Origin of the sequence: Komagataeibacter oboediens (assembly GCF_018491655.1) — a bacterium.
Taxonomy (GTDB): domain Bacteria; phylum Pseudomonadota; class Alphaproteobacteria; order Acetobacterales; family Acetobacteraceae; genus Komagataeibacter; species Komagataeibacter oboediens.
On sequence record NZ_JABLUU010000001.1, the window covers coordinates 167,722 to 192,272 of the forward strand.

The window sequence follows — 24,551 nt, forward strand, 5'->3', positions numbered from 1 at the left end:
AAATGGCAGTCTATGATTGATCATGATGTCATCGCTCAGGCGACCCCCATGCCGATCCTGGTCGCACCCCAGGCGGTCCTGCGCCAGAAAACCCGCCTTGTCCGCCCCGAGGACATGGACGAACTGCGCACCATCATTCCCCGCATGTTCGCCGCCATGTACCAGGCGCCCGGTATTGGCCTTGCCGCCCCGCAGGTGGGCCTTGGCATGCGGTTCGCCATTGTGGACGTGGCCGACAAGGATGAGGCGCGCAACCCGCTGGTACTGATCAACCCCGAAGTGATCGCCGAGACGGACAGCATGGCCGTGCGCGAGGAAGGCTGCCTGTCGCTGCCCAACCAGTATGCCGAGGTCATCCGCCCCGAAGCCGTGCGCGTGCGCTATCAGGACATGGACGGCAAGGCGCAGGAAATCGAAGCCGATGACCTGCTGGCCACCTGCCTGCAGCACGAGATCGACCATCTGGAAGGCATCCTGTTCGTCGATCATCTGTCCGCGCTCAAGCGCAACATGATCATGCGTCGCCTGGCGAAGGAACAGCGCCAGAAGCACTGATCGCCTGCCGCGATCACCCACCCAGTCCCCGCGCCAGACGGGGGCCGGCCCAGCCTGAACGGACCCCCCCGACATGCGACTGGCCTTCATGGGCACGCCCGATTTCGCGGTGCCCGCCCTGCGTGCCCTGCATCAGGCCGGGCATGACATCGTAACCGTCTACAGCCAGCCGCCCCGCCCTGCCGGACGCGGGAAGAAGCTGCGCCCTTCCCCCGTGCAGGTCGCGGCGGAAGAGCTGGGCATACCCGTGCGCACGCCCCGATCGCTGCGGCGCGATACGGCGGAACACGCGTATTTCCGGGACCTGAAGCTGGATGTGGCCGTAGTGGCCGCCTACGGGCTGCTCCTGCCGGTGGCGATGCTTGACGCCCCCACCCGAGGCTGCCTGAATATCCATGCCAGCCTGCTGCCGCGCTGGCGGGGTGCCGCCCCCATACAGGCCGCCATCCTGGCCGGTGACAGGGAAAGTGGCGTCACCATCATGCAGATGGATGCGGGGCTGGATACCGGGGCCATGCTGCTGCGTGACCATGTGGCGCTGACCGATCATACCACCGCCACCACCCTGCATGACGACCTTGCCGCCATGGGCGGGCGGCTGATTGTCGATGTCCTGAACCGCCCTGCCTGTCCCGGCACACCGCAGCCTGATACCGGCGTGACCCATGTCCAGAGGCTGAGCCGTGAAGACGGGCGTATCGACTGGACCCGCCCCGCCACCGACATTGACCGGCAGGTTCGCGCCCTGACACCTTGGCCAGGCACGTTCACCATACTGGAAGGGCAGGTCATCAAGATCGGGGCCGTCAGCCCTGCGCCGGGCACAGTACACGCCGCAGCGGGCACGGTGGTTGATGACCACCTGCTGGTGGCCTGTGGCGGGGGCACGACACTGCGTATCACCCGCCTGCAGCGTCCCGGACGCGGCATGATGGACGCTGCCGATTTCCTGCGTGGGCAGGCCATAGCCCCCGGCACCCGCTTTGGGGCGGAGACGCCCGGTGACTGAAATCCCGCCCGCGCGTCCCGATGATGCTGCCCCGCCATCGGTCTGCCGGTGGGCGGTGCTGATGGAATATGACGGACGCGGCTTTGTCGGCTGGCAGCGCCAGCAGGGGGATCACCTGATCTCGATACAGGGCCTGCTGGAAGATGCCGCAAGCAACCTGACAGCCGGGCGCACCGTTCGCAGCATCACCGCGGGCCGCACGGATGCGGGCGTGCATGCCAGTGGGCAGGTCGCACATCTGGATTTCCCCGCCGATGTCACGCTGTCCAGCGCCACGGTGCGGGATGGGCTGAATTTCTACATGAAGCCGCATCCGGTTGTCGTACTTATGGCACGCCCGGTCCTGCCTCACTGGAATGCGCGTTTTTCAGCCTGCTCACGCGCGTATCGCTACCGTATTCTCAACCGCCCGGCCCGTCCGGCACTGGAAGAAGGCCATGTATGGCATGTCCGCACGCCGCTGGATGCGGATGTGATGCACAGTGCCGCCCAGTCACTGGTGGGACGCCATGACTTCACGTCCTTCCGTGCCTCGGCCTGTCAGGCCCGTAGTCCGGTGCGCTCGCTCGACCGTCTGGATGTCCGGCGCGAGGGCGCATATGTCGTGATCGAAGCCGAAGCCAGATCCTTCCTGCACCATCAGGTGCGCAACATGGCCGGGACACTGAAACTGGTCGGGGAAGGCCGCTGGGCACCCGAACGCGTCGAACAGGCCCTTGCGGCCCGCGACCGCCGCGCGGGCGGCCCGACCGCACCGCCTGAAGGGCTGTGCCTGACCGGCGTGGGCTATGGGGAAAATCCCTTCAGCCGCTGACCAGTACAGTTGCCAGGGAATCAGCAATAAACGTTTCTGGTGCTGCCTTTTTCAGGAAGCTGCCGGGAGCGCCGCCTTTTTATAAAAAAGGCAGCACCAGAAAACTTTTACATTTTATCAGTGGCCAGCGCCCTGTCCCTGCTGCATCAGAAGAGGATAGAGGAATTCATGCCACGCGCGCTGGTTGGGGGACAACACCCCGACCACTGCCGACAGCAGCCCAAGGCTGCCCAGCACCGCCAGTACCAGCACCACGGCCTGCCCCCGCCGCAGCAGCAGCCCGACGCGGGCGACATACCATGTCAGCCACAGGCTGTAACCGAACTCCACTCCGTTCAGGATCATTGCCCCCGTGCCGGATTCCAGCAGCTTGGGCGACGCCAGCGCCATAAGCAGCGCCACCACCAGCCCCACGAACAGTGTGACCCAGTCCGTCCACCATGCGGCCGTGATGTAGCGCAGCCACAACCCTTCGCGCTTCCACCGCCGCGCCAGCGCATGGGTAACAATGGCGGGCAGCAGGATCAGGCACAGCGCAAACAGTACCTTCACGCCGCTGATCGCCTGCGGCGCGGTGCCAATGGTCAGTCCGCCACCCACCAGCCACAGCGCAAGGCGGGGCGCCAGCGCCGACAGCACCGAATCACGCGTATTGCCAAAATAGGCAATACCTTCCGGGCGGCCCCGTCCCAGCAGCAGCATCCCCTTGAGGATCATGCCCAGTCCGGGTGCATTCGGCTCGGGCGATGTGCTGCGATCAGACATTAACGCATTACCTTTTCAAGAAAGCCGGTATAGATCGCCGTCAACTGCTTCAGGTCCGACAGGCTGACATGCTCGTCCGTCTTGTGCATGCTTGCTCCCACCAGCCCGAATTCCGCCACCGGGCAGTACCGGCTGATGAAGCGGGCATCCGACGTGCCACCACCGGTATCCAGCCTGGGCACGTGCCCGGTCACCGCCCGCACGCTTGCACGCAGGGCTTCCACCGGGGCGCGGGGTTCGGTCAGGAAGGATTCGCCGCTGATGGATATGCCAATTTCAGCCTTGGGCGCATGTCGCACGGCCACGGTCCGTATCCAGCCGGCAAGGTCGGCACCGCTATGCAGGTCATTGAAGCGGATGTTCAGCCGGGCCGCGGCCTGTGCCGGTATGACATTGGTGGCCGTATTGCCCACGTCAAGACTGGTGACCTGCAGGCTTGATGCCTCGAACCATTCGCTGCCGGCATCCAGCGGGGCTGCCGTCAGTTCGCCCAGCAGCGCCAGCAGACGGTGGACCGGATTATCCGCCCGGTGGGGATAAGCCACATGTCCCTGCGTGCCATGCACGACAATATGGGCGTTCAGGCTGCCACGACGGCCGATCTTGATGACTTCGCCCATCTCACCGGGATTGGTGGGTTCGCCCACAAGACAGAAGTCGGGAATCTGGCCCTCGGCTTCCATCCATCCCAGCACGCGCACCGTTCCGTTTGTGGCGGGGCCTTCCTCATCGCCCGTAATCAGCAGGCTGATCGATCCCTGTGGATGCGGCGTCCTGTCCAGATACAGCCGGACGGCGGCGACAAAGGCGGCGATACCCCCCTTCATGTCGCACGCACCACGACCGAACAGTATGCCGTCATGGATATCCCCGCCAAAGGGATCATGCGCCCATGACGCCACATCCCCCACCGGCACGACGTCCGTATGCCCGGCAAAACACAGGTGCGGGTGCCCGGTGCCAAGGCGGGCAAACAGGTTGGGGGTCCGCGCCGCCCCGTCACCAAACGGCAGCAGCTTTACGCTGAAACCGATCTGTTCCAGCACGCGGGCCAGCGCGGTAATGCCGCAGCCATCATCGGGTGTAACGGAAGGGCAGCGGATCAGGTCACGCGCAAGGGCGACAACGCCGCCGGGGTCCTGTTCCGTATCCGCCATTCCGCCATTCCCCATGATGCCGCTCAGCCGCGCAGCAGGTCGTTGATCGAAGTCTTGGAGCGCGTACGTTCATCCACGCGCTTGACGATCACCGCGCAGTCCAGCGACGGCAGCGGCTTGCCATCGGTGCTGGTGGCCTGACGCGGCGGCAGCGTGCCGGGCACGACAACGGAATAGGCCGGAACGCGGCCCATGAAGACCTCACCCGTGTTGCGGTCGACAATCTTGGTGGATGCGCCAAGGAACACGCCCATGGACAGCACGCTGCCGCGTTCGACCACGACACCTTCGGCCACTTCCGAACGCGCGCCGATGAAGCAGCCGTCCTCAATGATGACAGGGGCCGCCTGCAGCGGCTCCAGCACGCCACCAATGCCCACGCCGCCGCTGATGTGGCAGTTCTTGCCGATCTGCGCGCAGCTGCCGATCGTGACCCACGTATCGACCATCGTGCCGCTATCGACATACGCACCGGCATTGACGAAGCTGGGCATCAGCACGACACCCGGCGCGATGAACGCGGAACGGCGTACGATGGAACCCGGCACCGCGCGGAAGCCCGCGGCGGCAAACGCGGCCTGATCCCAGCCCGCGAATTTCAGCGGCACCTTGTCATAGCTGGGCGCGCCCGCGCCGCCGCCTTCGACAATCCGGTTGTCATTGAGGCGAAAGGACAGAAGCACGGCCTTCTTCAGCCATTCATTGACAACCCAGCCACCCGCGCCCGGGGTCGCGACGCGCAGCTTGCCTGAATCCAGCGCCAGCAGCGCCGCCTCAACGGCATCACGATCCGCGCCGGTTGTCGCGGTGGACAGCGTCTCGCGACGCTCCCACAGGGCCTCGATCTGGCTCTGGAGAGATGTATCGGTCATATTTGCAAAATCCTGTCTTGGGCCGGCTGCCCCGGCGGGTCATGCCGGGGGCCTTCGGTATTGAATTGCCTGCGGACCATGCGGAGGATCAGGGGCAATGTCAACGCAACGCCCCTGCCCACATTACCCGATCCAGCGCGGTTTACCCACCCCGGATCAGTGTGCCCGGCCCGGCTTCCGTAAACAGTTCCAGCAGGCAGGAATGCCGCACGCGGCCATCAAGGATGACGGCGGCCTTCGCACCGGCGCGCACGGCCTCGAGGCAGGTTTCGACCTTGGGGATCATGCCGCCCGAAATCATGCCACTGGCAATACCGCGACGGGCATCTTCCGCCGTCAGTTCCGGGATCAGCCTGCCATCGCCATCCAGCACGCCGGGCACATCCGTCAGCATGAGCAGCCGGCTGGCATTGACCGCGCCCGCAATGGCGCCAGCTGCCGTATCGGCATTGATGTTGTAGGTTTCGCCCTGCTCGCCCGCCCCAATGGGGGCGATCACCGGGATCAGTCCCGAACCGGACAGCGCATAGATCACGCGCGGATCGATACGGGTGGGTTCCCCCACGAAACCAAGGTCCAGCAGGCGGTCAGTCTCGACACCGGCCTCACGCGCGCGGCGCTGGAGCCTGCGGGCGGAAATCAGGCCGCCATCCAGCCCCGAAATGCCGACCGCCAGCGCACCGGCCCGGTTGATCAGGCCCGCGACCTGCTTGTTCACCTTGCCACCCAGCACCATCTCGATCACGTCGATCATGGCGGCATCGGTGACGCGCAGGCCGTCGATGAAGGTCGACTCAATCTGCAGCCGCTTGAGCATCGCGCTGATCTGCGGACCGCCGCCATGCACCACGACCGGGTTGACGCCCACCTGCTTGAGCAGCGCGATATCATGGCCAAACGCAGTGGACAGCGATGTATCGACCATCGCGCTGCCGCCATATTTGACGACAACCGTATCCCCGGCATACCGACGCAGGTAAGGCAGCGCCCTGGCCAGAACCTCGGCCCGTACCTGTGCTTCCTGGTCGCCCGATTGCGTTCCTGTCATCCGAACGTTCCCTTCGCTCCTGACTGCTGAATACCATGGCCCACGGGTGGGACCAGACGTATGGCCGCCTTATACCGGATTGGCCAGCCGTGCGAGTTCCGCTCGCAGGTCCTCGATCCCCATTCCGGTTTCACTGCTGGTTGCCAGTACGTGCGGATATGCCGCCGCATGTGTGGCCACGATCCCCGTGACTTCACGCAGCTTGGCCTTCAGCACGGCAGGCTTGGGCACGTCGCACTTGGTCAGTACGACCTGAAAGGTCACGGCGGCCCGGTCCAGCATCTTCATGATTTCCTGGTCGGTCGCCTTGACCTCTACCCGGCTATCCAGCAGCAGCACCACGCGGCGCAGCGTCGGCCTGCCGCGCAGGTAAGAAAACATCATGCCCTGCCAGTCTTCCTTGACCGCCTTGGCTGCCTTGGCAAAACCATAGCCGGGCATGTCCACCAGCGTCAGCCGATCAGCCAGTTCAAAGAAATTGAGCTGCTTGGTCCGTCCCGGCTCGGACGATGCCCGCGCCAGTGCCCGCCGCCCGGTCAGGGCGTTGATCAGGCTGGACTTGCCGACATTGGACCGCCCGGCGAATGCGATTTCCGGCAGTACGGGATCGGGTAGCTGACCAAGCTTCTGCGCGCCGAACACGAAATTGAATTCACCAGCGAACAGCACGCGACCGATTTCACGGTCGCGTTCCATTTCTTCCGGTGTCGGCGCGGAGGAGGCAAATTCCACCATCATGGTCCCCGTAAGTTATTTCTTCCCGGCCGGAAGCTTCGGCTTCGCGGGTGCCTTGGCGGCGGGCGTGCCCCTGTTCATCCGGCGCTGGATCAGCGTCTGCTGCGCCATGGTCAGCAGGTTGTTCCAGCAATAGTAGATCACCAGTCCCGATGGCTGGCGCGCCATGAAGAACGTGAAGATGATCGGCATGAACTGGAACATCTTCTGCTGCGCGGGATCAGCCGCCGGCGCCGGGTTCAGCCGCATCTGGGCGAACATGGTCAGTCCGAATGCGATCGGCCACAGGCCAAGCTGGAGCATGGGGGAGATGACCGACGGATTCCACGGGATCAGCCCGAACAGGGTGAACAGGTTTGTCGGGTCAAAGGACGACAGGTCATGGATCCAGCCAAAGAAAGGCGCGTGCCGCATCTCGATGGTGACATACAGGTCCTTGTACAGGCACCAGAACACCGGGATCTGCAGCAGCATGGGCAGGCAGCCGCTGGCCGGATTCACGCCTTCCTGCTTGTACAGCGCGATCATCTGCTGGTTCAGCGCCATCTGGTCGTCTTTGTAACGCTCACGCAGGGCTTTGATCTTGGGCTGGAGCTGCCGCATCTTGCCCATGGAATGGAACTGCTTGGTCGCCAGCGGGAAGAACAGCGCCTTGACCAGCAGGGTGAACGCCATCAGGGCCAGACCGAAATTGCCCAGCATGGTGTTCAGCCAGTCCAGCACCGTAAAGATCGGACGGGTCAGGAAGGCAAACCAGCCGAAATCGACGGCTTTCCAGAAATCGGGGATATGCAGGCTGGATTCATATTTTTCCAGCAGCGGCACTTCCTTCGCCCCGGCAAAGACGTGGCTGGCGGTTGTCGCATCGCCCCCGGCCGCAACAACCAGCGGCGCGCGCGCGGTAAAGCCGACATCATAAATGCCCCTGTCCCCGCCCGTAGGCTGGTAGGCATAGGTGCCCGCTACATCGCTATCCTGCTGCGGAATGACGGCAGACAGCCAGTATTTGTCAGTAATACCGGCCCAGCCGCCCTGACCTGCCTTGGTCCAGGCAATATTGCCCGGCGGCACTGCACCCTTGCGCAGGGATTTATACGAACTTTCATCCAGTTTGTGGTCAATGACGGAAATCGGCCCTTCATGCACAAGGTAGCCGCCGGTCTCGACCGGGGTATAGGCCCGCTCCACACGGGAGAACGGATACAGCGAGACCGCTTCCCCCCCATGGTTGATCACCTTCTGCGTGACCGAGAACATGTAGTTCTGGTCAATCGCGATGCTGATCTGGAATACCTGCCCCTGTCCGTTATCCCACGACAGGGTAACGGGCTGCGTCCGGGTCAGGGTATCGTGGTCGGCAGTCCAGACGGTGTTGGCATCCGGCACGCTGACATGGCCGCCACTGACATTGGTCCAGCCCACCTCGACCAGGTTGGGTTCCGCCTGCCCGCGCGGTTCCAGCACGCGCACCAGCGGGCTGCCGTCCTTTACGGTCTCATGATAGTTCTTGAGCACGAGGTCATCGAGGCGCGCACCACGCAGGTCAAGCGAACCATGCACGCGGTCGGCATCGATCGTGACACGCGGGTCGGGCTGCCCCGTATCCACCGGGGCTGCCGCCGTGCCATCCCCCGCCGCTGGTGCGGGGGCCGGTGCGGGCGTGGGGGCCTGCTGCTCGACCGTTTTATGGTTCTGCTGTGGCAGGAAATACTCAAAACCAACCAGCACCACGGCAGACAGTGCTGTTGCCACCATAAAACGCTTGATATCCATCAGCGACCCGCCAGACTTTTCGTGTTTTTCATGGAGTCATGCATGTCACAGCCGCAGGCCGTGGCGGGAACGGGGTCATGGCCACCCGCATTCCAGGGGTTGCAGCGCAGGATGCGCCAACCCGCCAGCACACTGCCGCGCAGGGCCCCATGGTGGGCGATCGCGTCACGTGCGTAATGACTGCATGAAGGAGTGAAACGGCAATGCGCGCCCCATACGGGACGGACCACCAGCTGATACGCGCGAATGACCGCGCGCAGCATATGGGCAGGCAGGCTGTTGGAAGACGTACTCACGATTCTTCCTTCACTCCCGCCTTGCGCAGGGCCTTGCGGTAATCGCCCATCAGGGCATCAAACCGCCGCCCGCATGTACCAGACCGGCCAATCACCACGATATCGACGCCCGTAAGCGCCTGTTCGCGGTCCAGCAGCCGGACCACCTCACGCAGGCGCCGCCGCGCCCTGTTGCGCACGACGGAATTGCCTACTTTCTTGGTTACGGTAAAACCGTACCGGGCAGCCTGCGTGTCACCGCGTTCAAGCGCCTGCAGCACCAGTCCCGGAACGGGGGCCTTGCGGCCCTTGGCCGCAACCCGCAGGAACTCAGCGCGTTTCTTAAGGCGCGTGGACTTATCGGCCACTTTCAGCCGCCCCTTGTGTAGAGACATTCATGGTTCCGGACACACAGGTACCCGGAACGTACAGACGTCACCTGCCTCAGGCAGAAAGACGCTTGCGGCCCTTGGTGCGACGGTTTGCAACAACCTTGCGGCCACCAACGGTTTCCATACGCGAACGGAAGCCGTGGCGACGCTTGCGGACCAGCTTCGAGGGTTGATACGTGCGCTTCACAACGGCACTCCCAGATTGACAATGACAGACAGGTTACGGAATAAATTCCAACAGGCCCCGTACGCTACGGAAACCCTGAGCCGCGCCTTATACTGATGCTTTCGGGCAACGTCAATGCTGCTCCCCTCCTGCACCATAACCGGATGATTTTCATGACCAGCCCTGCACGCGACTCTGCCGCCACGACCGATGAAACGCTACGACAGCACATTCACGACATCCGTGGCCACCTGTCCCCCGCCATGCTACGGGCGGATTCGCTGGCCCTCAGCAAAGATGCGCATACACGACAGGCGGCACAGGACATCCTGGCGGCGCTGGACGCGGCGACCAGGGAACTCAGCGCCATGCGCCGCCTGCTTTCCACACGCACGCCATAGGGAGACGTCGCGCCCGGCCTTACGGTTTCTGGATCAGTTCGATCTTGTAGCCGTCCGGATCTTCGACAAAGGCGATGAAGGTGGTGCCGAACTTGACCGGCCCCGGTTCGCGCGTAACCTTGCCGCCACCCGCGCGTACCTTTTCCACCAGGGCGGTCACATCGGGCACACCAAGGGCGAAGTGACCGAATCCGGTGCCGACATCATATCCATCATCCTGACCCCAGTTATAGGTCAGTTCGATTTCCGCCTGCCCTGCCGCATTATCGGCATACCCGATGAAGACAAGGGTGTACTTCCCTTCCGGCACGTCCCTGCGACGCAGTTCACGCATGCCCAGCAACTGGTAGAAATCAAGGCTGGCTTCCAGATTGCGCACGCGCACCATTGTATGCAGGTAGGTTCCCATCTGACATTTCCCTTCAGTCCGTTTTTTTATCTTCGCCACCAATCCCGGTCAGGAACAGCCCGGCCTCATCCGCCATGGCAATGCAGGCGGCGGGATCGGTTATCAGCGTCGCGCCCGCTTCAATCGCAATTCCACGCAGGCCCGCGGCCAGGGCGCCCGTAACCGTCCGCGGGCCGATTGTTGGCAGGTCGGCACGGCGTTCCTGTTCCGGCTTGGCCATTTTGACCAGAACGCCCCCGGGACGGTCGGGTTGCCGCAACCCACCCACGCGTTCCAGCATGCGGTCCGTGCCCTCAAGCGCCTCGACCGCCAGCACGAGCCCGCCCTGCACCACGCATCCCTGCCCGATATCCAGCCGGCCCAGTTCACGCACCACGCGGCGGCCGAGCACGATATCGGCCCGCGCCGCGTCATCAGGACCGACCGCCCCCATCACACCCCGGCGCGCCAGCGAACCGGACAGGTATTCATGGGCGCCACGGATAGTGAACCCTTCTTCGCCCAGTACGCGCACGATCGCGCCAAGCAGGCCGTCATCACCAGCAAACAGCGCCTTGCCGATACGGGCCAGAATCCGCGCGCCCGTCGCATCGGGCCGCAGGTTGACAAGGGAGGGCCGCCGCACCGGGCCAATCAGCACAAGGTCACGACAGTGATGTTCATGTAACGCGGACAGGATTTCACCCGCCGCCGCCAGCCGGATCATGCGGTGCGGCCAGTGGTCGATCACCTCGGGCTGGGCAAACCCCTGAAAGCCGACAATGAAGACCCGGCCACCCGCCTGCTCCACCGCGCGGGCTACCTGACCGGGCAGCGGGCCACCACCGGCAAGGATACCGACGCACGGCCCCTGCCGGTCGGGTGCCTGTTCAGGCGCCATCGCTCTCGATCATGTCCCCGCTCTGGACACGCACAAGGCCACGATGGCTGGGGGCAGCAATGAAATCGAGAATTTCAACCACCCGGGCATCATCGGCATAGGTCTGGCGCACATGTTCCAGCCGGTCCTGGAATACCGCGCTGGTCGCGTGGGCGGCCTTGGGGTACAGCGCACGGAACGCCTGACGCATGCGCCGGATCTCGTCTGGCTGCACGCCATTGCGGCGGAGCCAGATCCAGTGCAGCCCCACCAGCCGCGCCCGGTTACCCAGAACGCTGCCATACGGGATCACATCCGCTTCCACGCCACACACACCACCGACCAGTGCCGCATGGCCAATGCGCACGAACTGATGCAGCGCAGCCGCCCCCATAATGCGGGCATCATCGCCAATCACCACATGGCCACCCATGACCACGTTATTGACGATAATGACCCCACGTCCCAGCGTGCAGTCATGCGCCACATGTGAATTGGCCATGATCAGGCAGTCCGGACCGATACGGGTCACACCTGTCCCGGTGGCGGTGCCCCGGTGGATGGTCACGTTTTCACGGATAATGGTGCGGGCACCCACAATGCAGGAGGTGGGTTCACCCCTGTATTTCAGGTCCTGTGGCGCCATGCCGACAGTAGTGAAGGGATAGCACACCACCCCTTCGCCCAGAGTGGTGCGTCCATCAACCACCACATGGGAAATCAGTTCGGCATTATCCCCGATTTCGACATCCGGTCCGATCGAACACCAGGGCCCGATACGCACGCCGCTCCCGATACGCGCACGGCTGGATACAATGGATGACGGATGGATTTCAGGCGCTTTTCCACGCCGTTCATCCATTTGGGTACCGTTAGATGAACTTCCTGCCAGAATAGCCTCCATCCCCGCAAGTAACTGTGGCCAAAAGACCCGGAAGCGGATGCCGGCCGTCCCACCGGAACAGGACCAGTGCCGCCACCCGTTTCCCGCGGGATTACCCCATTATCATGGCGCTGAACGTTGCTTCCGCAACGGAAACACCATCAACCCGCGCAATGCCCTTGAACTTCCAGACATTCGCACGGCTACGTTCTTTTTCGACATGAATGCGCAGCTGGTCACCGGGACCGACGGGACGGCGGAATTTCGCACCATCGATCGTCATGAAGTAAACCAGCTTGCCCTCGAATGCCGGGCCAAGCGTCATGACCACCAGGGTCGCGGCCGTCTGGGCCATCGCCTCGATGATCAGCACGCCGGGCATAACGGGGCGTGCAGGGAAATGCCCCTGGAAATGCGGCTCGTTGACCGTGACATTCTTGATGCCGACCGCCGACTGCCCCAGCACGATATCAACCATGCGATCAATCAGCAGGAAGGGATAGCGATGGGGAATCGCTTCCATGATCCGCATGATGTCTATCGATTCCAGCGTCGCGGGTGCCGCGTCTGCCGGGAGTGCCTCTACTTCTTTATCCACGTCGTCCAACCACTTGTTCGGCCTGGAAAGCCCCCGCACCAGACGGAACAGCGGCCTCCTGCCGGTTGAATATGCGATGGCACCGGGCGATCAGGCCTTATCCGCCTTTTCCCCGCCTCCATCCTGCGTCGTTTTTTTGGCCATCCGACGCAGAAAGGCCACGTTCCGGAAAAACTCCCGGAATGGCATGGCCGGACTGCCGATCACATCGGCCCCGGCCTCCACATCGGACATGACACCACACTGCGCGCCGATCCGGGCCTTGGTCCCGATCTTGATATGCCCGATCAGCCCTGCCTGGGCCGCAACCGTCACGAAATCACCAAGTTCGGTCGAACCCGAAATGCCAGCCTGCGAGACGACGATACAGCACCGTCCCAGCCGTGCATTATGGCCAATCTGCACCAGATTGTCGAGGCGTGAGCCAGCCCCGATCACCGTATCACGAATGGACCCGCGATCCACAGTGGAATTGGCCCCGATCTCCACCCCGTCTTCCAGAATGACCCGGCCAAGCTGGGGCACGCTTTCGAATCCTTCAGGTGTCACGGCAAAGCCGAACCCGTCCTGCCCGATGCGCGCGCCGGGCAGCAGCGTGACACGTTCGCCCAGCAGGGCATGGGAAATGGCGACATGCGCGCCAATCCGGCAGCGCGCGCCGATTTCCACCCCACTGCCGATACTGACATGGCTGCCGATATCGGTACCCGCGCCAATCCGCGCCCCGTCCCCCACCACGGTGAAGGCACCGATCGCGGCGCTCGGGTCGATTTCGCATCCGACCCCGATGATGGCGGACGGGTGAATGCCCGGACGGACCGGCGGCGGTGGGTAGAACAGGGACGCAATGCGCGCCCATGCCTGATACGGTGCCTTGGATACCAGCACTGCCGCATGGGGGGGCACCTTGTCAGCGAAGGCCGGGGCCACGATCACGGCACCCGCGCCCGTTCCCTCAAGCAGGGGCAGGTAGCGCCGGTTATCCAGAAAGCTGACCTGATCGCGGGTTGCGGACTGCAACGGCGCGATGCCGGTGAACGCATGCCCGTCCCCCGCGCCATCGGCCGCGCCGCGCAGCTCGGCGCCACTGCACTGCGCCAGCTGGTCCAGCCCGAACGGCCCCTGCGTTACGAAAAACCGCGGGTCGCCCGGCACGTTATCCGGCGTCACTGTCATGAAACCGGCCTTAATGCTTGGCAGGCGGGGTGGACGCCGCGCGGTCGGCATCCGCCGTGGTCGGCATCGTGCCAGACTTGGCCAGTACTTCGGGGTCCACATCCGCCGCAGGGATAAAGACCGTCGGCAGCACGCCATTCAGCTGTGTCGCCACCTGCTGGGTGATATCCAGGCCTTCCTGACTGAGGGCGACCTGTTCACGATGCAGCACCAGGTTCATGCCGCGGCTGCTGGCAACCGCACGGATGATCTGGACCAGTTCGCGTTCGATCTGCCCCAGCGCCACCTGGGCGGCTTCCTGGATCACGCGGTTACGGTTGCGGAAGTTCTTCTGCGCCGCCAGCACGCGTTCCTGCAGCTTGCGCTCGCTGCTCTGGATCTGGTCGGATGACATGGTCTTGGCCTGCCCCTGCAGCTTCTGCTGCTCGTCACGCCAGCTGGCCTGTTCCTTCTGGGCATCGCGGGCCAGATCATCACGGCGCGCGCCCAGCACGCGTTCGGCCTGCTGTGCCGCCGATGACATGCGCATGACATCCGGCACGCTGATCACGCCAATGACGGGAGCGGGCGGCGGTGCACTCTTGGGCACGTCCGGCGCCTTGGGCACGGGCGGCTGCGGCAGGATGGGCGGGGTCTGTGACTGTGCTTCCTCGCTATCGGATGACGGCGCGGGCAGCTGCACGGGGGCGGGCGCCTCATGTTGTGCGGGACGGGCCGCAGGCTGGGCCGCCTTGGGCACGAACCAGCCCGCATTCCCGCCGGAGCCCTGCGCATGCGCGCCCGATACGGCCTGATATCCCCACCCGAGCAGAGCGGTTGCGGCAAGCAGACGAATGCCGGATTTACGCAACATTATCACCTCAGAATTGTTGGCCGAAGCCGAAGCGGAGCAGCTGGGTCCTGTCGTTTGTTCCCTTGTGCAGGGGAACACCCAGATCAATATTCACAAGCCCGAACGGACTCTTCCACGCAATACCCACACCCGTCGAGACAACGGGCGTCAGCGTATCATCATAGACCGGCGTATATTTGGGCCAGTCCTTCATGGAGGTATAGCGCCGGCGGACACGCAGCCCGTCCAGCCCGCCCATATCCACGAAATACCGTCCCTTGATCCCCATGGCCGATGCGAACGGAATGGGGAAATCCACCTGCGCGGAGGCCGTGTACATGAACCGGCCACCCAGGAAGTCCTGCTGCGAATGCATCGGGTTCCCGTCACGCGCGGGGATGGCGTAGCTTCGCGGACCGACGCCACCATCCATGAAGCCGCGTAGCGAATTACCACCAAGATAGAAGTTATCGATGATGTCGCTGCGCCCGCCACCCCAGTTCATGATGTCGCCCGCACCCGCGCGGAAGCTGACGGTCCAGTCATGGTTGCCCATGATACTGTCAAGCGGGATGTAATAGGCGGCATCCACCTTGCCACGCAGGTAACGTTCATTCCCGCCGATACCGGCGAAGTCACCGCCCACACGTACCACGAAACCTTTATGCGGCTGCTGCCTGCGATCACGTGTATCGTATGTCAGTGTGGTGCTCAGCTGCGACAGCAGCGACCAGCCGTTCTGATCCTGCACATAATAGGACGAATCGGACCACGTATCCCCGATCTGACGGTCGGTCAGCGTATAGCTCCACGACTGCGACAGATGGTTGTTGTACGAATACCCCATGCGCAGCGTGATGCCGTACCGCCCTTCCGAATAGCTCTGGTAGGTCATGTAGCGGTTCTGGATACCGAAAATGTCGATACCAGCCACCAGGTTGCGGTTCAGGAAATACGGGTCGGTCAGTGAAATGTCGGCCTGATCTTCGTAATACGCGGCCGTGCCGGTGAAGCCGGCGTCGATGCCGGTACCCAGCAGGTTATGCTGCTTCAGCCCGAGATTGCCCAGCACGCCGGCATCGGTCGAGTACCCGCCACCCAGCGAGAATTCGCCCGTCGGCTTTTCCACCACGTCGGCCGAAATGTTGACCTTGTCCGGCGCGGACCCCGGGGTCTGGTCGATCGAGACGGTCTTGAAGAAGCCAAGATCTTCCAGGATCAGCTTGGAATACTTGCGGTCCAGCGGCGTGTACGGGTCGCCTTCGGCCATGGGCAGCTGCCGCCGGATGACCTTGTCCTCGGTAATGGTGTTGCCGTTGATGTCGATCCGCTCGACATACATCCGCGGGCCTTCGCTTATGTCAAACAGCAGGTTGACGGTGCGCTTTTCCGGGTTACGGGCAATTTCGGGGTGGACCATGGCGAAGGGATAGCCCTTGCCCTGCAGCATTTCCTGCATATCCGTCGCGTTATGCTGGATGGCGCTGCCGTCATACCACTGGCCATGGAACAGCGAGATGTACTTGCGCATGGACTCCGCGCTGACATGACGCAGGGACGAGCGCACATCCATCTTGTTCAGGCGGTAACGCGGGCCTTCTTCCATCGTATAGGTGATGTAGAAGCTCTTGCGGTCAGCCGACAGTTCACCCGTGGCATTCTTGATCTGGAAATCGACAAAGCCGTTTTTCAGGTAAAAACGATGCAGCAGTTCGGCATCATACTTGATGCGTTCGGGATTATACTGGTCGCTGGAGGCAAAGAACCGGTACCACGCCGTTTCCTTGGATGACACGACCCCGGCCAGCCGCGCGCTGCTGAAGGCACGGTTCCCTACGAACGTCACCTTCTTGATCAGCGTCTTCTGCGCTTCGTTGATATGGAAGATGACATCGACGCGATTATGCGCAAGACGGATGATCTGTGGCGTGACGGTGGCCGCGTAACGGGCCTTTTCCGCATAGACGCCAAGGATCTTCTGCCGGTCGGCGGAAATACCCTGCGGGGAATAGACCGCGCGCGGACGAAGCGAGATGACCTTGGTCAGATCCTCGTCCTTGGCCGAATGGTTACCTTCGAACACGATGCGGTTGACGATCGGGTTCTCGACCACGTGCACTTCCAGCACGTTGCCCACGCGCTTGAGCGTGACGTCATGGAACAGGCCCGTGGCGTACAGGGTCTTGAGCGAACGGTCGAGCAGATCCTGATTGAACCGGTCGCCGGGCTGGACAACCATGTATGACAGGATGGTGCTCGTCTCGATCCGGCTGTTGCCCTTGATGTCCACGGCTTCGATCGGATCTTCAAGCGGGGGGGGCTTGATCGCCTCCACCTGCGGTTCCTGGGGCTGCTGCTCCATGCCGCCTGCAGGTGCCATATCTCCGCCGAATGGCGTGTTCTGTGCTGCTTCATCCTGTGCATGCGCGCCCGCTGTCCAGAACAGCGGCATAACGCAGGCAGACGCAAGCAGCGCTGAACGTTTACTCGACAAAATCGCTATTCCTCACCATTCGGCATGCGGATCAGCCATGCATTATGACCGGATGGAGGGCCGGCTCCCTTCCTGTCATGTATCAGTCTTCGTGGCGGACCTATCCGATATACGCCACACTGTGCAAGCACTTGTGTCACCCGCTGCACCTTAGCCCTGTCCGGCGCGCGAGGCGAGCCATTGGAACAGGCCGAAATGTGACAGATCGTTAAAGGTTGAAAATAAAAATAGTCCGGCAATCAGTGCGAAGCCGGCCTGAAAGCTGATTTCCTGAACCCGGCGTGAAACCGGCCGCCCCAGAATAGCCTCAAATACGTAAAATACCAGCCGTCCCCCATCAAGAATCGGCACCGGAAACAGGTTGATCAGCCCGAGGTTGATCGACAGCAGCGCCATGAACGACACAAGGCTGGGCAACCCGTACTGCGCCACCTGTCCCGACATCTGGGCAATGCGCAGCGGACCGCCCAGGTCCTTGGTGCTGTGCCGGCCCGTAATCATCTGCCACAGCCCTTCCAGCGTCTGGACGGACACGTGCCATGTTTCCTTGATGGCGGAAACAAACGCATGCGGCAGGGATTGCGGCTTGCCCATCTCGGCAGCGAAGGACACGCCGATCTGCCCGTGGCGGTCGCCACCCTGTTCCTGTGCCACGCCGATATGGACCGGCAGCGTCTGATCTGCGCCATTGCGCCGGACGGTCAGCGTGGTCCGGGCATCCGCCTGACCGCTGACGAAGGATTGCAGGTCGGTCACGTCGCGCACCGTATGGTCGCCCACGCGCACGATCACGTCACCCTTTTCCACCCCGGCGCTGGCGGCAGCACTGCCGGGCATGACCTGTGCGACCTGATTGAGGATGTGCGGCTGCCCTGACGTTGCGAACAGGCCGGTAAACAGCACGATGGCCAGAAGGAAATTGAAGACCGGCCCGGCCATGATCACGATGGCCCGGGACAGGACCGGCTTGTCATGAAATGTCCGTCCGGGCTGCCAGGCGGCTTTCTGTTCTTCGGTCGCGTCTTCCGGCCCTTCGAATCCGTGGGGACGGACATATCCGCCCAACGGCACCGGGCACAGCCGCCATTCCGTGCCCACGCTGTCATGCCAGCGCAGGAGCGGACGGCCGAAACCGATCGAAAAGACCTCGACATGTACCCCGCGCCAGCGCGCGGCAAGGTAGTGACCAAGTTCGTGAATAAAAACCAGCACCCCCAGCACGAGGGAGAAAGCCAGAACAGTCCGGATCAGATCATGCATGAACGCTACGCTATCTCCCGATGGCCCGAAAGGCCATCCAGAATCATATCAGGCCGCGCGGGCAACCGTACGCTGGCGGGCCACACGTCGGGATTCGTTATCCCAGTGCAGCACCTCCTCCAGCGTATCTGCGCGCTGCGGCCCGATTGATTGCATCACATCCTCGACGATCCGTGCAATATCCAGAAAACCGATTTCGCGCTTCAGAAACGCCTCGACCGCAATTTCATTCGCCCCGGACAGGATCGCGGGCATCGCGCCACCTACCCGCAGGGATTCGCGCGCAAGGCGCAGGGCGGGGAAGCGGACCTCATCCGGGGCCTCGAAATCAAGGCGCGCCAGGGCTGCAAGGTCCAGCCGGGGGGAATTGGTGGGCATGCGCGCAGGCCACGCCAGCGTATGGGCGATGGGAATGCGCATGTCAGCCGAACCAAGCTGCGCCACGATGGACCCATCGGTGTACTGTACCATACCATGCACCACTGACTGCGGATGCACGACCACGCCCAGCTTGTCCTCGGTCACGTTGAACAGACGCGCCGCCTCGATCAGTTCCAGCCCCTTGTTGAACATGGTGGCGGAATCGATGGTGATCTTGGCCCCCATGGTCCATGTGGGGTGCTTCAGCGCGGCCTCCAGCGGGGCTTTTTCCATTTCCTCAAGGCTGGCACGACGGAACGGGCCGCCCGATGCGGTCAGGATGATCTGCTCGACCTCATCCGCCTGCTTGTCAGCCATGGACTGGAATACGGCATTATGCTCGGAATCGACCGGCAGCAGCGTCGCCCCGGCATCCGCCACGGCCCTGAGCATGACGTCACCAGCGCAGACCAGCGCTTCCTTGTTGGCCAGTGCCACGGACCTGCCGTTACGCACGGCCGCCAGCGTCGGCTCCAGCCCGGTTGCCCCCGTGATTGCCGCCATGGTCCAGTCCACCGGCAGGGCCGCCGCCTCGATCACCGCGGCGCGGCCACCAGCGGTTTCAACCCCGCTTCCGGCCAGCAGGCGTTCCAGTTCCGGCAGCAGGCTTTCATCGGCGATCACCGCGCGCCGCGCGCCCAGTGCACGGGCCTGTTCCGCCAGCTTGGCGACATTGCGGCCACCAACCAGCGCGCCGGTGCGGAACTGGTCAGGCGCCTGCAGCAGCAGGTCCACCGTGGAACAGCCGATGCTGCCCGTACTGCCCAGAACGGAAACTGTTTTCATTGTAACGTCATTCCCCAAAACTTTTCGTGGCCCCGGCCATCGCTTCAGTGCAGACCCACATACCAGAAAGCAATGCCGCCAGCAGCGCCCAGCGACAGCAGGGCCGCCATGGGGGCAGCAACCAGCAGGCCGTCAAAACGATCCAGCAGCCCCCCGTGTCCGGGCAGGATCGTGCCCGAATCCTTAACATTACAGGCCCGCTTGAGGGCACTTTCCCCCAGATCCCCTATCTGGGCCGCAATCGCCACCAGGCCACCGAACAGCGCCCCGCGCCACACGGCCCCAGGCAGCGCACCGGGCAACATCACTGCAATCAGCATGCCACCCAGCACAGCACAGCACATTCCGCCGATGGAACCCGACCATGTCTTGGCCGGGGAAATGCGCGGTGCCAGCTTCGGACCGCCAAACACCCGTCCCGTCATGTAGGCCCCGGTATCGCTCAGCGCCACGCACGCGACCAGAAACAGGACAACCCCAGCCCCCGGTTCGCTCATGTACCGCAGCCACAGCAGCGACAGTCCGGCGCAGCCGATCGCCACCTGTCCCGCCCATAGCGCCGGTCCCAGCACGACAGCCGCCACCATGACCAGCAGTGCCCCGCCCCAGTGGCCGGCCAGCGCCGTACCCCCGACACACGCCGCCCATGCCAGACAGAGCTGTCCACGCCGCGTCTCCAGCCCGAAACCGAACAGCCGCGCCCATTCCATGGCCATGCCCGCCATGGCCAGCACGATCAGCGCGCCATACAGCAGGCCACCCGCCCACACGCACAACGCCACGCACGGCACCAGCACGGCGGCCGACAGGACACGTGCACGCAGGTCTTTCCAGTTTCCTGATTTTTTCCCCGCCACGCCAGCGGGCGCCGCCCCCGGCGCAGCTTCAGGCCGGTCGCGCACCGAATCGCCTTTCACGCCGTGAATAGATATCCAGCACGGTATCGAAATGCGTGGCGTCAAAATCCGGCCACGGAATATCAAGAAAAACCAGTTCGGCATAAGCCGACTGCCATAAAAGGAAATTGGACAGGCGACATTCCCCGCTGGTCCGCACCACAAGGTCAGGGTCGGGCATGCCCGCCGTCAGCAGGGCGCTGGCAAAAAGGGTTTCGTCAATATCGCCGGGCTGCAGTTCCCCACGCGCCACGGCCTGCGCCATGCGACTGGCGGCCTGCACGATATCCGCCCGCCCGCCGTAGGACAGCGCCAGCACCAGCACCAGACGGGTGTTGTCACGTGTCGTGTCCTCGGCGCGGCGGGCTTCTTCCTGAATATCGACGGGAAAGCGGGCAAGGTCGCCAATCACCCGCAGCCGCACCCCTTCGCGCGACAGTTCGGCCACCTTGTGCCGCAGGTAATAGCGCAGCAGGCTGGTCAGGTCAGCCACCTCACCCGGGGCGCGACGCCAGTTTTCGGATGAAAAGGCATACAGGGTCAGCCACCGCACACCCCGTTTCGTGGCGGCGCGGACGGTCCGCTGCACGGCCTCCGCCCCTGCCCGGTGCCCTGCCAGCAGCGGCAGGTTGTGCATGCCGGCCCATCGACCGTTTCCATCCATGATGATGGCGACGTGTTCCGGCAGGCATGGTTGGGGCGAAGCTGGTTGATCTAACCCGGACAAGACCTGATTGCCCCTTCAGTCACGCACACGATGGAGCACAATGGTTACGGTGTTCACGGGCTATCAGACCTGCTTGATCTCGCGTTCTTTTTCAACCAGCAGTTCATCAATGCGCTTGACGTACTGATCGGTCAGCTTCTGGATCGCGTCCGACCATGTCTTGACATCGTCCTCGCTGATCTCGCTGCTTTTTTCCAGCTTCTTGGTCTGGTCCATGCCATCACGGCGCACGCCGCGCACGGCAATCTTGCCATTTTCGGCGTACTTGCCCGCGGCACGGGCCAGTTCGTTACGGCGTTCTTCGGTCAGCTGCGGAATGGGCACGCGCACGGTCTGCCCGTCCGCCGCCGGGTTCAGGCCAAGACCCGCATCCCGGATCCCGCGTTCAACCGCGCCCACCAGGGTACGGTCCCAGACCTGTACCGTCAGCATGCGCGCCTCGGGCACGGCGATGGAGCCAACCTGTGTCAGCGGCACTTCACCACCATAGGCTTCCACGCGCACGGGCTCCAGCAGCGCCGGGCTGGCGCGGCCCGAACGCAGGCCGGCAAAGTCACGACGCAGGCTTTCAATGGCGCCGTCCATACGGCGGGTCAGATCCGCCAGCAAGGTTTTCTGATCGACAGACACTGTGGCCCTCCTTTTTCAGTTCTTGATCCGTCAGGCATGGCCGTCCCCATATACGGGCGACGGGAATGCCCCGGTTTCAGTCAGCCGCCACGATGGTGGTGAAACGCCCCTCGCCCCGCATGACACGGGTAAAGGGGTCTTTTCCATGAATATTGAATACCACGATAGGCAACCGGTTTTCACGCGCAAGGCTGATTGCCGCTGCATCCATGACATTCAGGTCATTGGCCAGCACGTCACGGTAGGTCAGCGTGTCAAAGCGCTTCGCATCGGGCACCTTGCGTGGATCAGCGGAATAGACGCCGTCAACCTGCGTGCCCTTGAACAGGGCGTTGCATTCCATTTCCGCGGCACGCAGCGCGGCGCCCGTATCGGTCGTGAAGAAGGGGTTGCCGGTCCCCGCGGCAAAGATCACGACGCGTCCCTTTTCCATATGCCGCACGGCGCGGCGGCGGATATAGGGCTCGGCAATGGAGGACATGTGAATGGCGGTCATAACCCGCGTCGGCACGCCATGGCGTTCGAGCGAGTTCTGCATGAGCAGCGCATTGATGACGGTGGCCAGCATGCCTGCGTAGTCACCCTGCGCACGGTCCATGCCGCGGGCGGCGGCGGCCACGCCACGGAAAATGTTGCCACCACCGATAACCAGGCAGACTTCAATTCCGGTCCGGGCCACGGCTGCCACATCGGCTGCAATGGCATCGACGGTGGCGGGATCGACCCCGTATGATCCGCTGCCCATCAGGGCTTCCCCCGATACCTTCAGCAGGACACGCTTGTAGGAGGTGGGAGCTTGGGGTTTGTCGGACTGGGTCATTGGTCCTCGGCGCAGGTCAGGCAAACAGGGCTAGGGACGGGCAGGCCGCCCGGCCATGCCCTGTCATATAGAGGGATGCCCCCCCCCACAAGCCGATGTACCCCTCTTTTGAGGATTCAGGACGCATCATCCAGGCCGATAGCGCGCAGGCGGGCACGCTCCTCATCCCATCCCGCGCGTTCCTTCACGTTCAGGAAAAGATGGCATTTACGCCCCAGAAGGCGGGTCAGTTCATGTCGCGCCTTTTCGCCGATGGTCCGAATCCGCCTGCCCCCTTCCCCGATCAGGATGGCCTTGTGCGAGGCCCGCGCCACGTAGATCGTCACCTCAATGCGCACCGACCCGTCGGGCCGTTCCTGGAATCCCTCCGTCTCTGCCGTCGCGGCATAGGGCACTTCCTCATGCGTCTGCAGGAAGATCTGCTCGCGCACCAGTTCGGCGGCCAGCAGGCGGTCCGGCAGGTCGGTCAGGTCATCCTCGGGATAAAGATAGGGGCCTGCCGGCAGGTCGGCTGCCAGACGGTCCAGCAGGTCATCCACGCCTTCGCCCGAACGCGCGCTGACCATGAACACATGTTCGACCGGCAGGATGGACGACAGTTCCGCCGTCAGCGGCAGCAGCGCGTCACGTCGGACAAGGTCGGTCTTGTTCAGTACCAGCCACAGCCTGCGCTTCTGTTCCGCAAGCCGGGTCGCTATCGCGCGCAGGGCATCGGTCATGCCCGCACGCGCATCAACGATCAGCAGCGTGATGTCGGCATCGTCCGATCCCGTCCATGCGGCGGCGACCATGGCGCGGTCCAGCTTGCGCCGTGGCTGGAAAATGCCCGGCGTGTCCACCAGCAGGATCTGCGTATGATTGCGCATGAGGATGCCCAGCACCCGGAAACGCGTGGTCTGCGCCTTGGGGCTGACGATGGAAAGCTTGGTTCCCGCCATGCGGTTCAGCAGCGTGGACTTGCCCGCATTGGGCGCGCCCACAATGGCCACGAAGCCACAGCGCGTCGTGTTGTCGTGATCCTGCATGGTCATTGTCCCTTGCGGTCGGTAGAAGAAGCGGCCTGTCCATCCGCGCCAAGCTGGCGCAGCAGGTCCGATGCGGCATCACTTTCAGCCGCGCGCTTGCTGCCCGCGATCCCCTGCCCGGTCCTGCCCTGCGCATCCACCGCAATGACGAAACGCGGCGCGTGCGATGGCCCGTCAGAGGACACGACACGGTACTGTGGCAGCGGCAGGCCACGCCCCAGCACCCATTCCTGCAATGCGGTCTTGGGGTCCTTGGGCGGGCGGGCCTGGGCCACGATGGAGTCATTCCACATCCGCCGCACGAAGGCGCGGGCGGGGTCCAGACCACCATCCAGGTACATGGCCCCCAGTATGGCCTCGACCGCATCAGCCAGCACATTGGCCATCTGCCGCACGCCCGCGCGGGCTTCGTGTTCGGCCACGTCCAGCGCCGACTGCAGCCCCATGGCATGCGCCACCTGCGCCAGCACCGTGCGGGAGACAAGATGCGCATGACGCGGGCCAAGCGCACCTTCCTGCTCATCGGGGAAGCGTTCCAGCAGCCATTCGGCCATAAGCAGGCCAAGTACCCGGTCGCCAATGAACTCCAGCCGCTCGTTGGACCCGGCCCCGCGTTTTGCCGTGCTCTGCCGCGTGCGGCGTCCGCCATTGCGTTCATGCGCGGCCGAGCGGTGCGTAAGCGCGCGCAAAAGCAGGTCGGCCCGCGTGAAATGATAGTCCAGACACGCCTCCAGCCGGGCGATTTCCGCCGCAGGCACGCGTTCGGCGTCCATG

28 protein-coding genes are annotated in these 24,551 nt (G+C 63.4%); 4 read left to right on the forward strand and 24 right to left on the reverse strand.

The genetic code is table 11. The annotated features are described in order from the left end of the window. The first annotated feature begins 12 nt into the window (after window positions 1-12). From def to truA, 3 genes are all read left to right on the forward strand, one after another. On the forward strand, window positions 13-555 hold the full coding sequence (gene def, locus HNO79_RS00720) for a peptide deformylase (RefSeq protein WP_010513806.1): 543 nt from the start codon (window positions 13-15) through the stop codon (window positions 553-555). Window positions 556-628: 73 nt separating this feature from the next. After that, a complete protein-coding gene (fmt, locus tag HNO79_RS00725; protein WP_214164335.1) occupies window positions 629-1,564 on the forward strand; it encodes a methionyl-tRNA formyltransferase in 936 nt (311 codons plus the stop codon). Window positions 1,565-1,625: 61 nt separating this feature from the next. Further along, window positions 1,626-2,378 (forward strand): tRNA pseudouridine(38-40) synthase TruA, encoded by a 753-nt coding sequence (gene truA, locus HNO79_RS00730; RefSeq protein WP_181418151.1) that lies wholly within the window; start codon window positions 1,626-1,628, stop codon window positions 2,376-2,378. Between the two features lie 117 nt (window positions 2,379-2,495). On the opposite strand, the gene HNO79_RS00735 is transcribed toward truA, so the two are convergent. From HNO79_RS00735 to rpmH, 9 genes are all read right to left on the reverse strand, one after another. Then, entirely contained in the window at window positions 2,496-3,143 is a 648-nt protein-coding gene (locus HNO79_RS00735) for a hypothetical protein (protein WP_187294129.1), read from the reverse strand. Continuing rightward, window positions 3,143-4,300 carry a succinyl-diaminopimelate desuccinylase gene (dapE, locus tag HNO79_RS00740; RefSeq protein WP_214164334.1) on the reverse strand — a complete coding sequence of 386 codons (1,158 nt, stop codon included), beginning with the start codon at window positions 4,298-4,300 and terminating at the stop codon, window positions 3,143-3,145. The genes HNO79_RS00735 and dapE overlap by 1 nt, the downstream gene beginning before the upstream one ends. A gap of 23 nt (window positions 4,301-4,323) precedes the next feature. Further along, the gene (dapD, locus tag HNO79_RS00745; RefSeq protein ID WP_048855340.1) at window positions 4,324-5,172 is read right to left on the reverse strand and encodes a 2,3,4,5-tetrahydropyridine-2,6-dicarboxylate N-succinyltransferase; all 849 of its coding nucleotides are present in this window, start codon (window positions 5,170-5,172) and stop codon (window positions 4,324-4,326) included. Window positions 5,173-5,314: 142 nt separating this feature from the next. Further along, window positions 5,315-6,220 (reverse strand): acetylglutamate kinase, encoded by a 906-nt coding sequence (argB, locus tag HNO79_RS00750; protein WP_010513813.1) that lies wholly within the window; start codon window positions 6,218-6,220, stop codon window positions 5,315-5,317. Window positions 6,221-6,289: 69 nt separating this feature from the next. After that, window positions 6,290-6,958 (reverse strand): ribosome biogenesis GTP-binding protein YihA/YsxC, encoded by a 669-nt coding sequence (yihA, locus tag HNO79_RS00755; protein WP_408885691.1) that lies wholly within the window; start codon window positions 6,956-6,958, stop codon window positions 6,290-6,292. Window positions 6,959-6,970: 12 nt separating this feature from the next. Further along, complete coding sequence (yidC, locus tag HNO79_RS00760; protein WP_214164333.1) at window positions 6,971-8,728, reverse strand: membrane protein insertase YidC; 1,758 nt, start codon at window positions 8,726-8,728, stop codon at window positions 6,971-6,973. Beyond that, on the reverse strand, window positions 8,728-9,024 hold the full coding sequence (gene yidD / locus HNO79_RS00765; RefSeq protein WP_214164332.1) for a membrane protein insertion efficiency factor YidD: 297 nt from the start codon (window positions 9,022-9,024) through the stop codon (window positions 8,728-8,730). Before yidD ends, yidC begins: the two co-directional genes overlap by 1 nt. Continuing rightward, window positions 9,021-9,371 carry a ribonuclease P protein component gene (gene rnpA, locus HNO79_RS00770; RefSeq protein ID WP_048855337.1) on the reverse strand — a complete coding sequence of 117 codons (351 nt, stop codon included), beginning with the start codon at window positions 9,369-9,371 and terminating at the stop codon, window positions 9,021-9,023. Before rnpA ends, yidD begins: the two co-directional genes overlap by 4 nt. A gap of 76 nt (window positions 9,372-9,447) precedes the next feature. Further along, window positions 9,448-9,582, reverse strand: a complete 135-nt coding sequence (gene rpmH / locus HNO79_RS00775) for a 50S ribosomal protein L34 (RefSeq protein ID WP_010507731.1) — start codon at window positions 9,580-9,582, stop codon at window positions 9,448-9,450. 152 nt (window positions 9,583-9,734) lie between these two features. Here rpmH and HNO79_RS00780 point away from each other — a divergent pair, with 152 nt between their 5' ends. Further along, window positions 9,735-9,962: a hypothetical protein gene (locus HNO79_RS00780; RefSeq protein WP_234448385.1), complete on the forward strand. Its 228-nt coding sequence runs from the start codon at window positions 9,735-9,737 to the stop codon at window positions 9,960-9,962. A 19-nt stretch (window positions 9,963-9,981) separates the two neighbouring features. Here the strand turns inward: HNO79_RS00780 and gloA are convergent, their stop codons facing one another. The 15 genes from gloA to rnc form a co-directional block, all read right to left on the reverse strand. Beyond that, a complete protein-coding gene (gloA, locus tag HNO79_RS00785) occupies window positions 9,982-10,371 on the reverse strand; it encodes a lactoylglutathione lyase (RefSeq protein WP_010513819.1) in 390 nt (129 codons plus the stop codon). 13 nt (window positions 10,372-10,384) lie between these two features. Continuing rightward, entirely contained in the window at window positions 10,385-11,251 is an 867-nt protein-coding gene (locus HNO79_RS00790) for an LpxI family protein (RefSeq protein ID WP_214164331.1), read from the reverse strand. Beyond that, a complete protein-coding gene (lpxA, locus tag HNO79_RS00795) occupies window positions 11,241-12,092 on the reverse strand; it encodes an acyl-ACP--UDP-N-acetylglucosamine O-acyltransferase (RefSeq protein WP_010513821.1) in 852 nt (283 codons plus the stop codon). Before lpxA ends, HNO79_RS00790 begins: the two co-directional genes overlap by 11 nt. 133 nt (window positions 12,093-12,225) lie before the next feature. Beyond that, entirely contained in the window at window positions 12,226-12,711 is a 486-nt protein-coding gene (gene fabZ, locus HNO79_RS00800; protein WP_029329365.1) for a 3-hydroxyacyl-ACP dehydratase FabZ, read from the reverse strand. Between the two features lie 90 nt (window positions 12,712-12,801). Continuing rightward, window positions 12,802-13,938 (reverse strand): UDP-3-O-(3-hydroxymyristoyl)glucosamine N-acyltransferase, encoded by a 1,137-nt coding sequence (gene lpxD, locus HNO79_RS00805; protein WP_214164330.1) that lies wholly within the window; start codon window positions 13,936-13,938, stop codon window positions 12,802-12,804. Then, a complete protein-coding gene (locus HNO79_RS00810; protein WP_010513825.1) occupies window positions 13,898-14,740 on the reverse strand; it encodes an OmpH family outer membrane protein in 843 nt (280 codons plus the stop codon). The genes lpxD and HNO79_RS00810 overlap by 41 nt, the downstream gene beginning before the upstream one ends. A gap of 7 nt (window positions 14,741-14,747) precedes the next feature. After that, window positions 14,748-17,171 (reverse strand): outer membrane protein assembly factor BamA, encoded by a 2,424-nt coding sequence (gene bamA, locus HNO79_RS00815; RefSeq protein ID WP_039732741.1) that lies wholly within the window; start codon window positions 17,169-17,171, stop codon window positions 14,748-14,750. A 192-nt stretch (window positions 17,172-17,363) separates the two neighbouring features. Further along, entirely contained in the window at window positions 17,364-18,473 is a 1,110-nt protein-coding gene (gene rseP, locus HNO79_RS00820; RefSeq protein ID WP_214164329.1) for an RIP metalloprotease RseP, read from the reverse strand. Window positions 18,474-18,521: 48 nt separating this feature from the next. Continuing rightward, window positions 18,522-19,679, reverse strand: coding sequence for a 1-deoxy-D-xylulose-5-phosphate reductoisomerase (gene dxr, locus HNO79_RS00825; RefSeq protein WP_214164328.1), 1,158 nt, complete (start codon window positions 19,677-19,679; stop codon window positions 18,522-18,524). Window positions 19,680-19,723: 44 nt separating this feature from the next. Next, window positions 19,724-20,596 carry a phosphatidate cytidylyltransferase gene (locus HNO79_RS00830; protein WP_408885701.1) on the reverse strand — a complete coding sequence of 291 codons (873 nt, stop codon included), beginning with the start codon at window positions 20,594-20,596 and terminating at the stop codon, window positions 19,724-19,726. Continuing rightward, window positions 20,565-21,239 carry a polyprenyl diphosphate synthase gene (gene uppS, locus HNO79_RS00835; protein ID WP_244987385.1) on the reverse strand — a complete coding sequence of 225 codons (675 nt, stop codon included), beginning with the start codon at window positions 21,237-21,239 and terminating at the stop codon, window positions 20,565-20,567. The genes HNO79_RS00830 and uppS overlap by 32 nt, the downstream gene beginning before the upstream one ends. A gap of 126 nt (window positions 21,240-21,365) precedes the next feature. Then, window positions 21,366-21,932 carry a ribosome recycling factor gene (gene frr / locus HNO79_RS00840; RefSeq protein WP_010513833.1) on the reverse strand — a complete coding sequence of 189 codons (567 nt, stop codon included), beginning with the start codon at window positions 21,930-21,932 and terminating at the stop codon, window positions 21,366-21,368. A 76-nt stretch (window positions 21,933-22,008) separates the two neighbouring features. Beyond that, complete coding sequence (pyrH, locus tag HNO79_RS00845; RefSeq protein ID WP_010513834.1) at window positions 22,009-22,752, reverse strand: UMP kinase; 744 nt, start codon at window positions 22,750-22,752, stop codon at window positions 22,009-22,011. A 116-nt stretch (window positions 22,753-22,868) separates the two neighbouring features. After that, window positions 22,869-23,783: a GTPase Era gene (gene era / locus HNO79_RS00850; RefSeq protein ID WP_010513835.1), complete on the reverse strand. Its 915-nt coding sequence runs from the start codon at window positions 23,781-23,783 to the stop codon at window positions 22,869-22,871. Further along, on the reverse strand, window positions 23,780-24,550 hold the full coding sequence (gene rnc, locus HNO79_RS00855; RefSeq protein WP_048855331.1) for a ribonuclease III: 771 nt from the start codon (window positions 24,548-24,550) through the stop codon (window positions 23,780-23,782). Before rnc ends, era begins: the two co-directional genes overlap by 4 nt. Window position 24,551: the final 1 nt, after the last annotated feature.

What these genes read in the sequence shown, in the direction of transcription:
- gloA (WP_010513819.1), bottom strand. Translation starts at nt 10,371, where the DNA reads ATGGGAACCTACCTGCATACAATGGTGCGCGTGCGCAATCTGGAAGCC.
- pyrH (WP_010513834.1), bottom strand. Translation starts at nt 22,752, where the DNA reads ATGACCCAGTCCGACAAACCCCAAGCTCCCACCTCCTACAAGCGTGTC.
- lpxD (WP_214164330.1), bottom strand. Translation starts at nt 13,938, where the DNA reads ATGCCGACCGCGCGGCGTCCACCCCGCCTGCCAAGCATTAAGGCCGGT.
- era (WP_010513835.1), bottom strand. Translation starts at nt 23,783, where the DNA reads ATGACCATGCAGGATCACGACAACACGACGCGCTGTGGCTTCGTGGCC.
- HNO79_RS00780 (WP_234448385.1), top strand. Translation starts at nt 9,735, where the DNA reads ATGACCAGCCCTGCACGCGACTCTGCCGCCACGACCGATGAAACGCTA.
- yidC (WP_214164333.1), bottom strand. Translation starts at nt 8,728, where the DNA reads ATGGATATCAAGCGTTTTATGGTGGCAACAGCACTGTCTGCCGTGGTG.
- HNO79_RS00790 (WP_214164331.1), bottom strand. Translation starts at nt 11,251, where the DNA reads ATGGCGCCTGAACAGGCACCCGACCGGCAGGGGCCGTGCGTCGGTATC.
- HNO79_RS00735 (WP_187294129.1), bottom strand. Translation starts at nt 3,143, where the DNA reads ATGTCTGATCGCAGCACATCGCCCGAGCCGAATGCACCCGGACTGGGC.
- rseP (WP_214164329.1), bottom strand. Translation starts at nt 18,473, where the DNA reads ATGCATGATCTGATCCGGACTGTTCTGGCTTTCTCCCTCGTGCTGGGG.
- HNO79_RS00810 (WP_010513825.1), bottom strand. Translation starts at nt 14,740, where the DNA reads ATGTTGCGTAAATCCGGCATTCGTCTGCTTGCCGCAACCGCTCTGCTC.
- uppS (WP_244987385.1), bottom strand. Translation starts at nt 21,239, where the DNA reads ATGGATGGAAACGGTCGATGGGCCGGCATGCACAACCTGCCGCTGCTG.
- bamA (WP_039732741.1), bottom strand. Translation starts at nt 17,171, where the DNA reads ATGCCGCTGTTCTGGACAGCGGGCGCGCATGCACAGGATGAAGCAGCA.
- def (WP_010513806.1), top strand. Translation starts at nt 13, where the DNA reads ATGATTGATCATGATGTCATCGCTCAGGCGACCCCCATGCCGATCCTG.
- dxr (WP_214164328.1), bottom strand. Translation starts at nt 19,679, where the DNA reads ATGAAAACAGTTTCCGTTCTGGGCAGTACGGGCAGCATCGGCTGTTCC.
- yihA (WP_408885691.1), bottom strand. Translation starts at nt 6,958, where the DNA reads ATGATGGTGGAATTTGCCTCCTCCGCGCCGACACCGGAAGAAATGGAA.
- dapE (WP_214164334.1), bottom strand. Translation starts at nt 4,300, where the DNA reads ATGGCGGATACGGAACAGGACCCCGGCGGCGTTGTCGCCCTTGCGCGT.
- fmt (WP_214164335.1), top strand. Translation starts at nt 629, where the DNA reads ATGCGACTGGCCTTCATGGGCACGCCCGATTTCGCGGTGCCCGCCCTG.
- dapD (WP_048855340.1), bottom strand. Translation starts at nt 5,172, where the DNA reads ATGACCGATACATCTCTCCAGAGCCAGATCGAGGCCCTGTGGGAGCGT.
- truA (WP_181418151.1), top strand. Translation starts at nt 1,626, where the DNA reads ATGGAATATGACGGACGCGGCTTTGTCGGCTGGCAGCGCCAGCAGGGG.
- lpxA (WP_010513821.1), bottom strand. Translation starts at nt 12,092, where the DNA reads ATGGATGAACGGCGTGGAAAAGCGCCTGAAATCCATCCGTCATCCATT.
- argB (WP_010513813.1), bottom strand. Translation starts at nt 6,220, where the DNA reads ATGACAGGAACGCAATCGGGCGACCAGGAAGCACAGGTACGGGCCGAG.
- rnc (WP_048855331.1), bottom strand. Translation starts at nt 24,550, where the DNA reads ATGGACGCCGAACGCGTGCCTGCGGCGGAAATCGCCCGGCTGGAGGCG.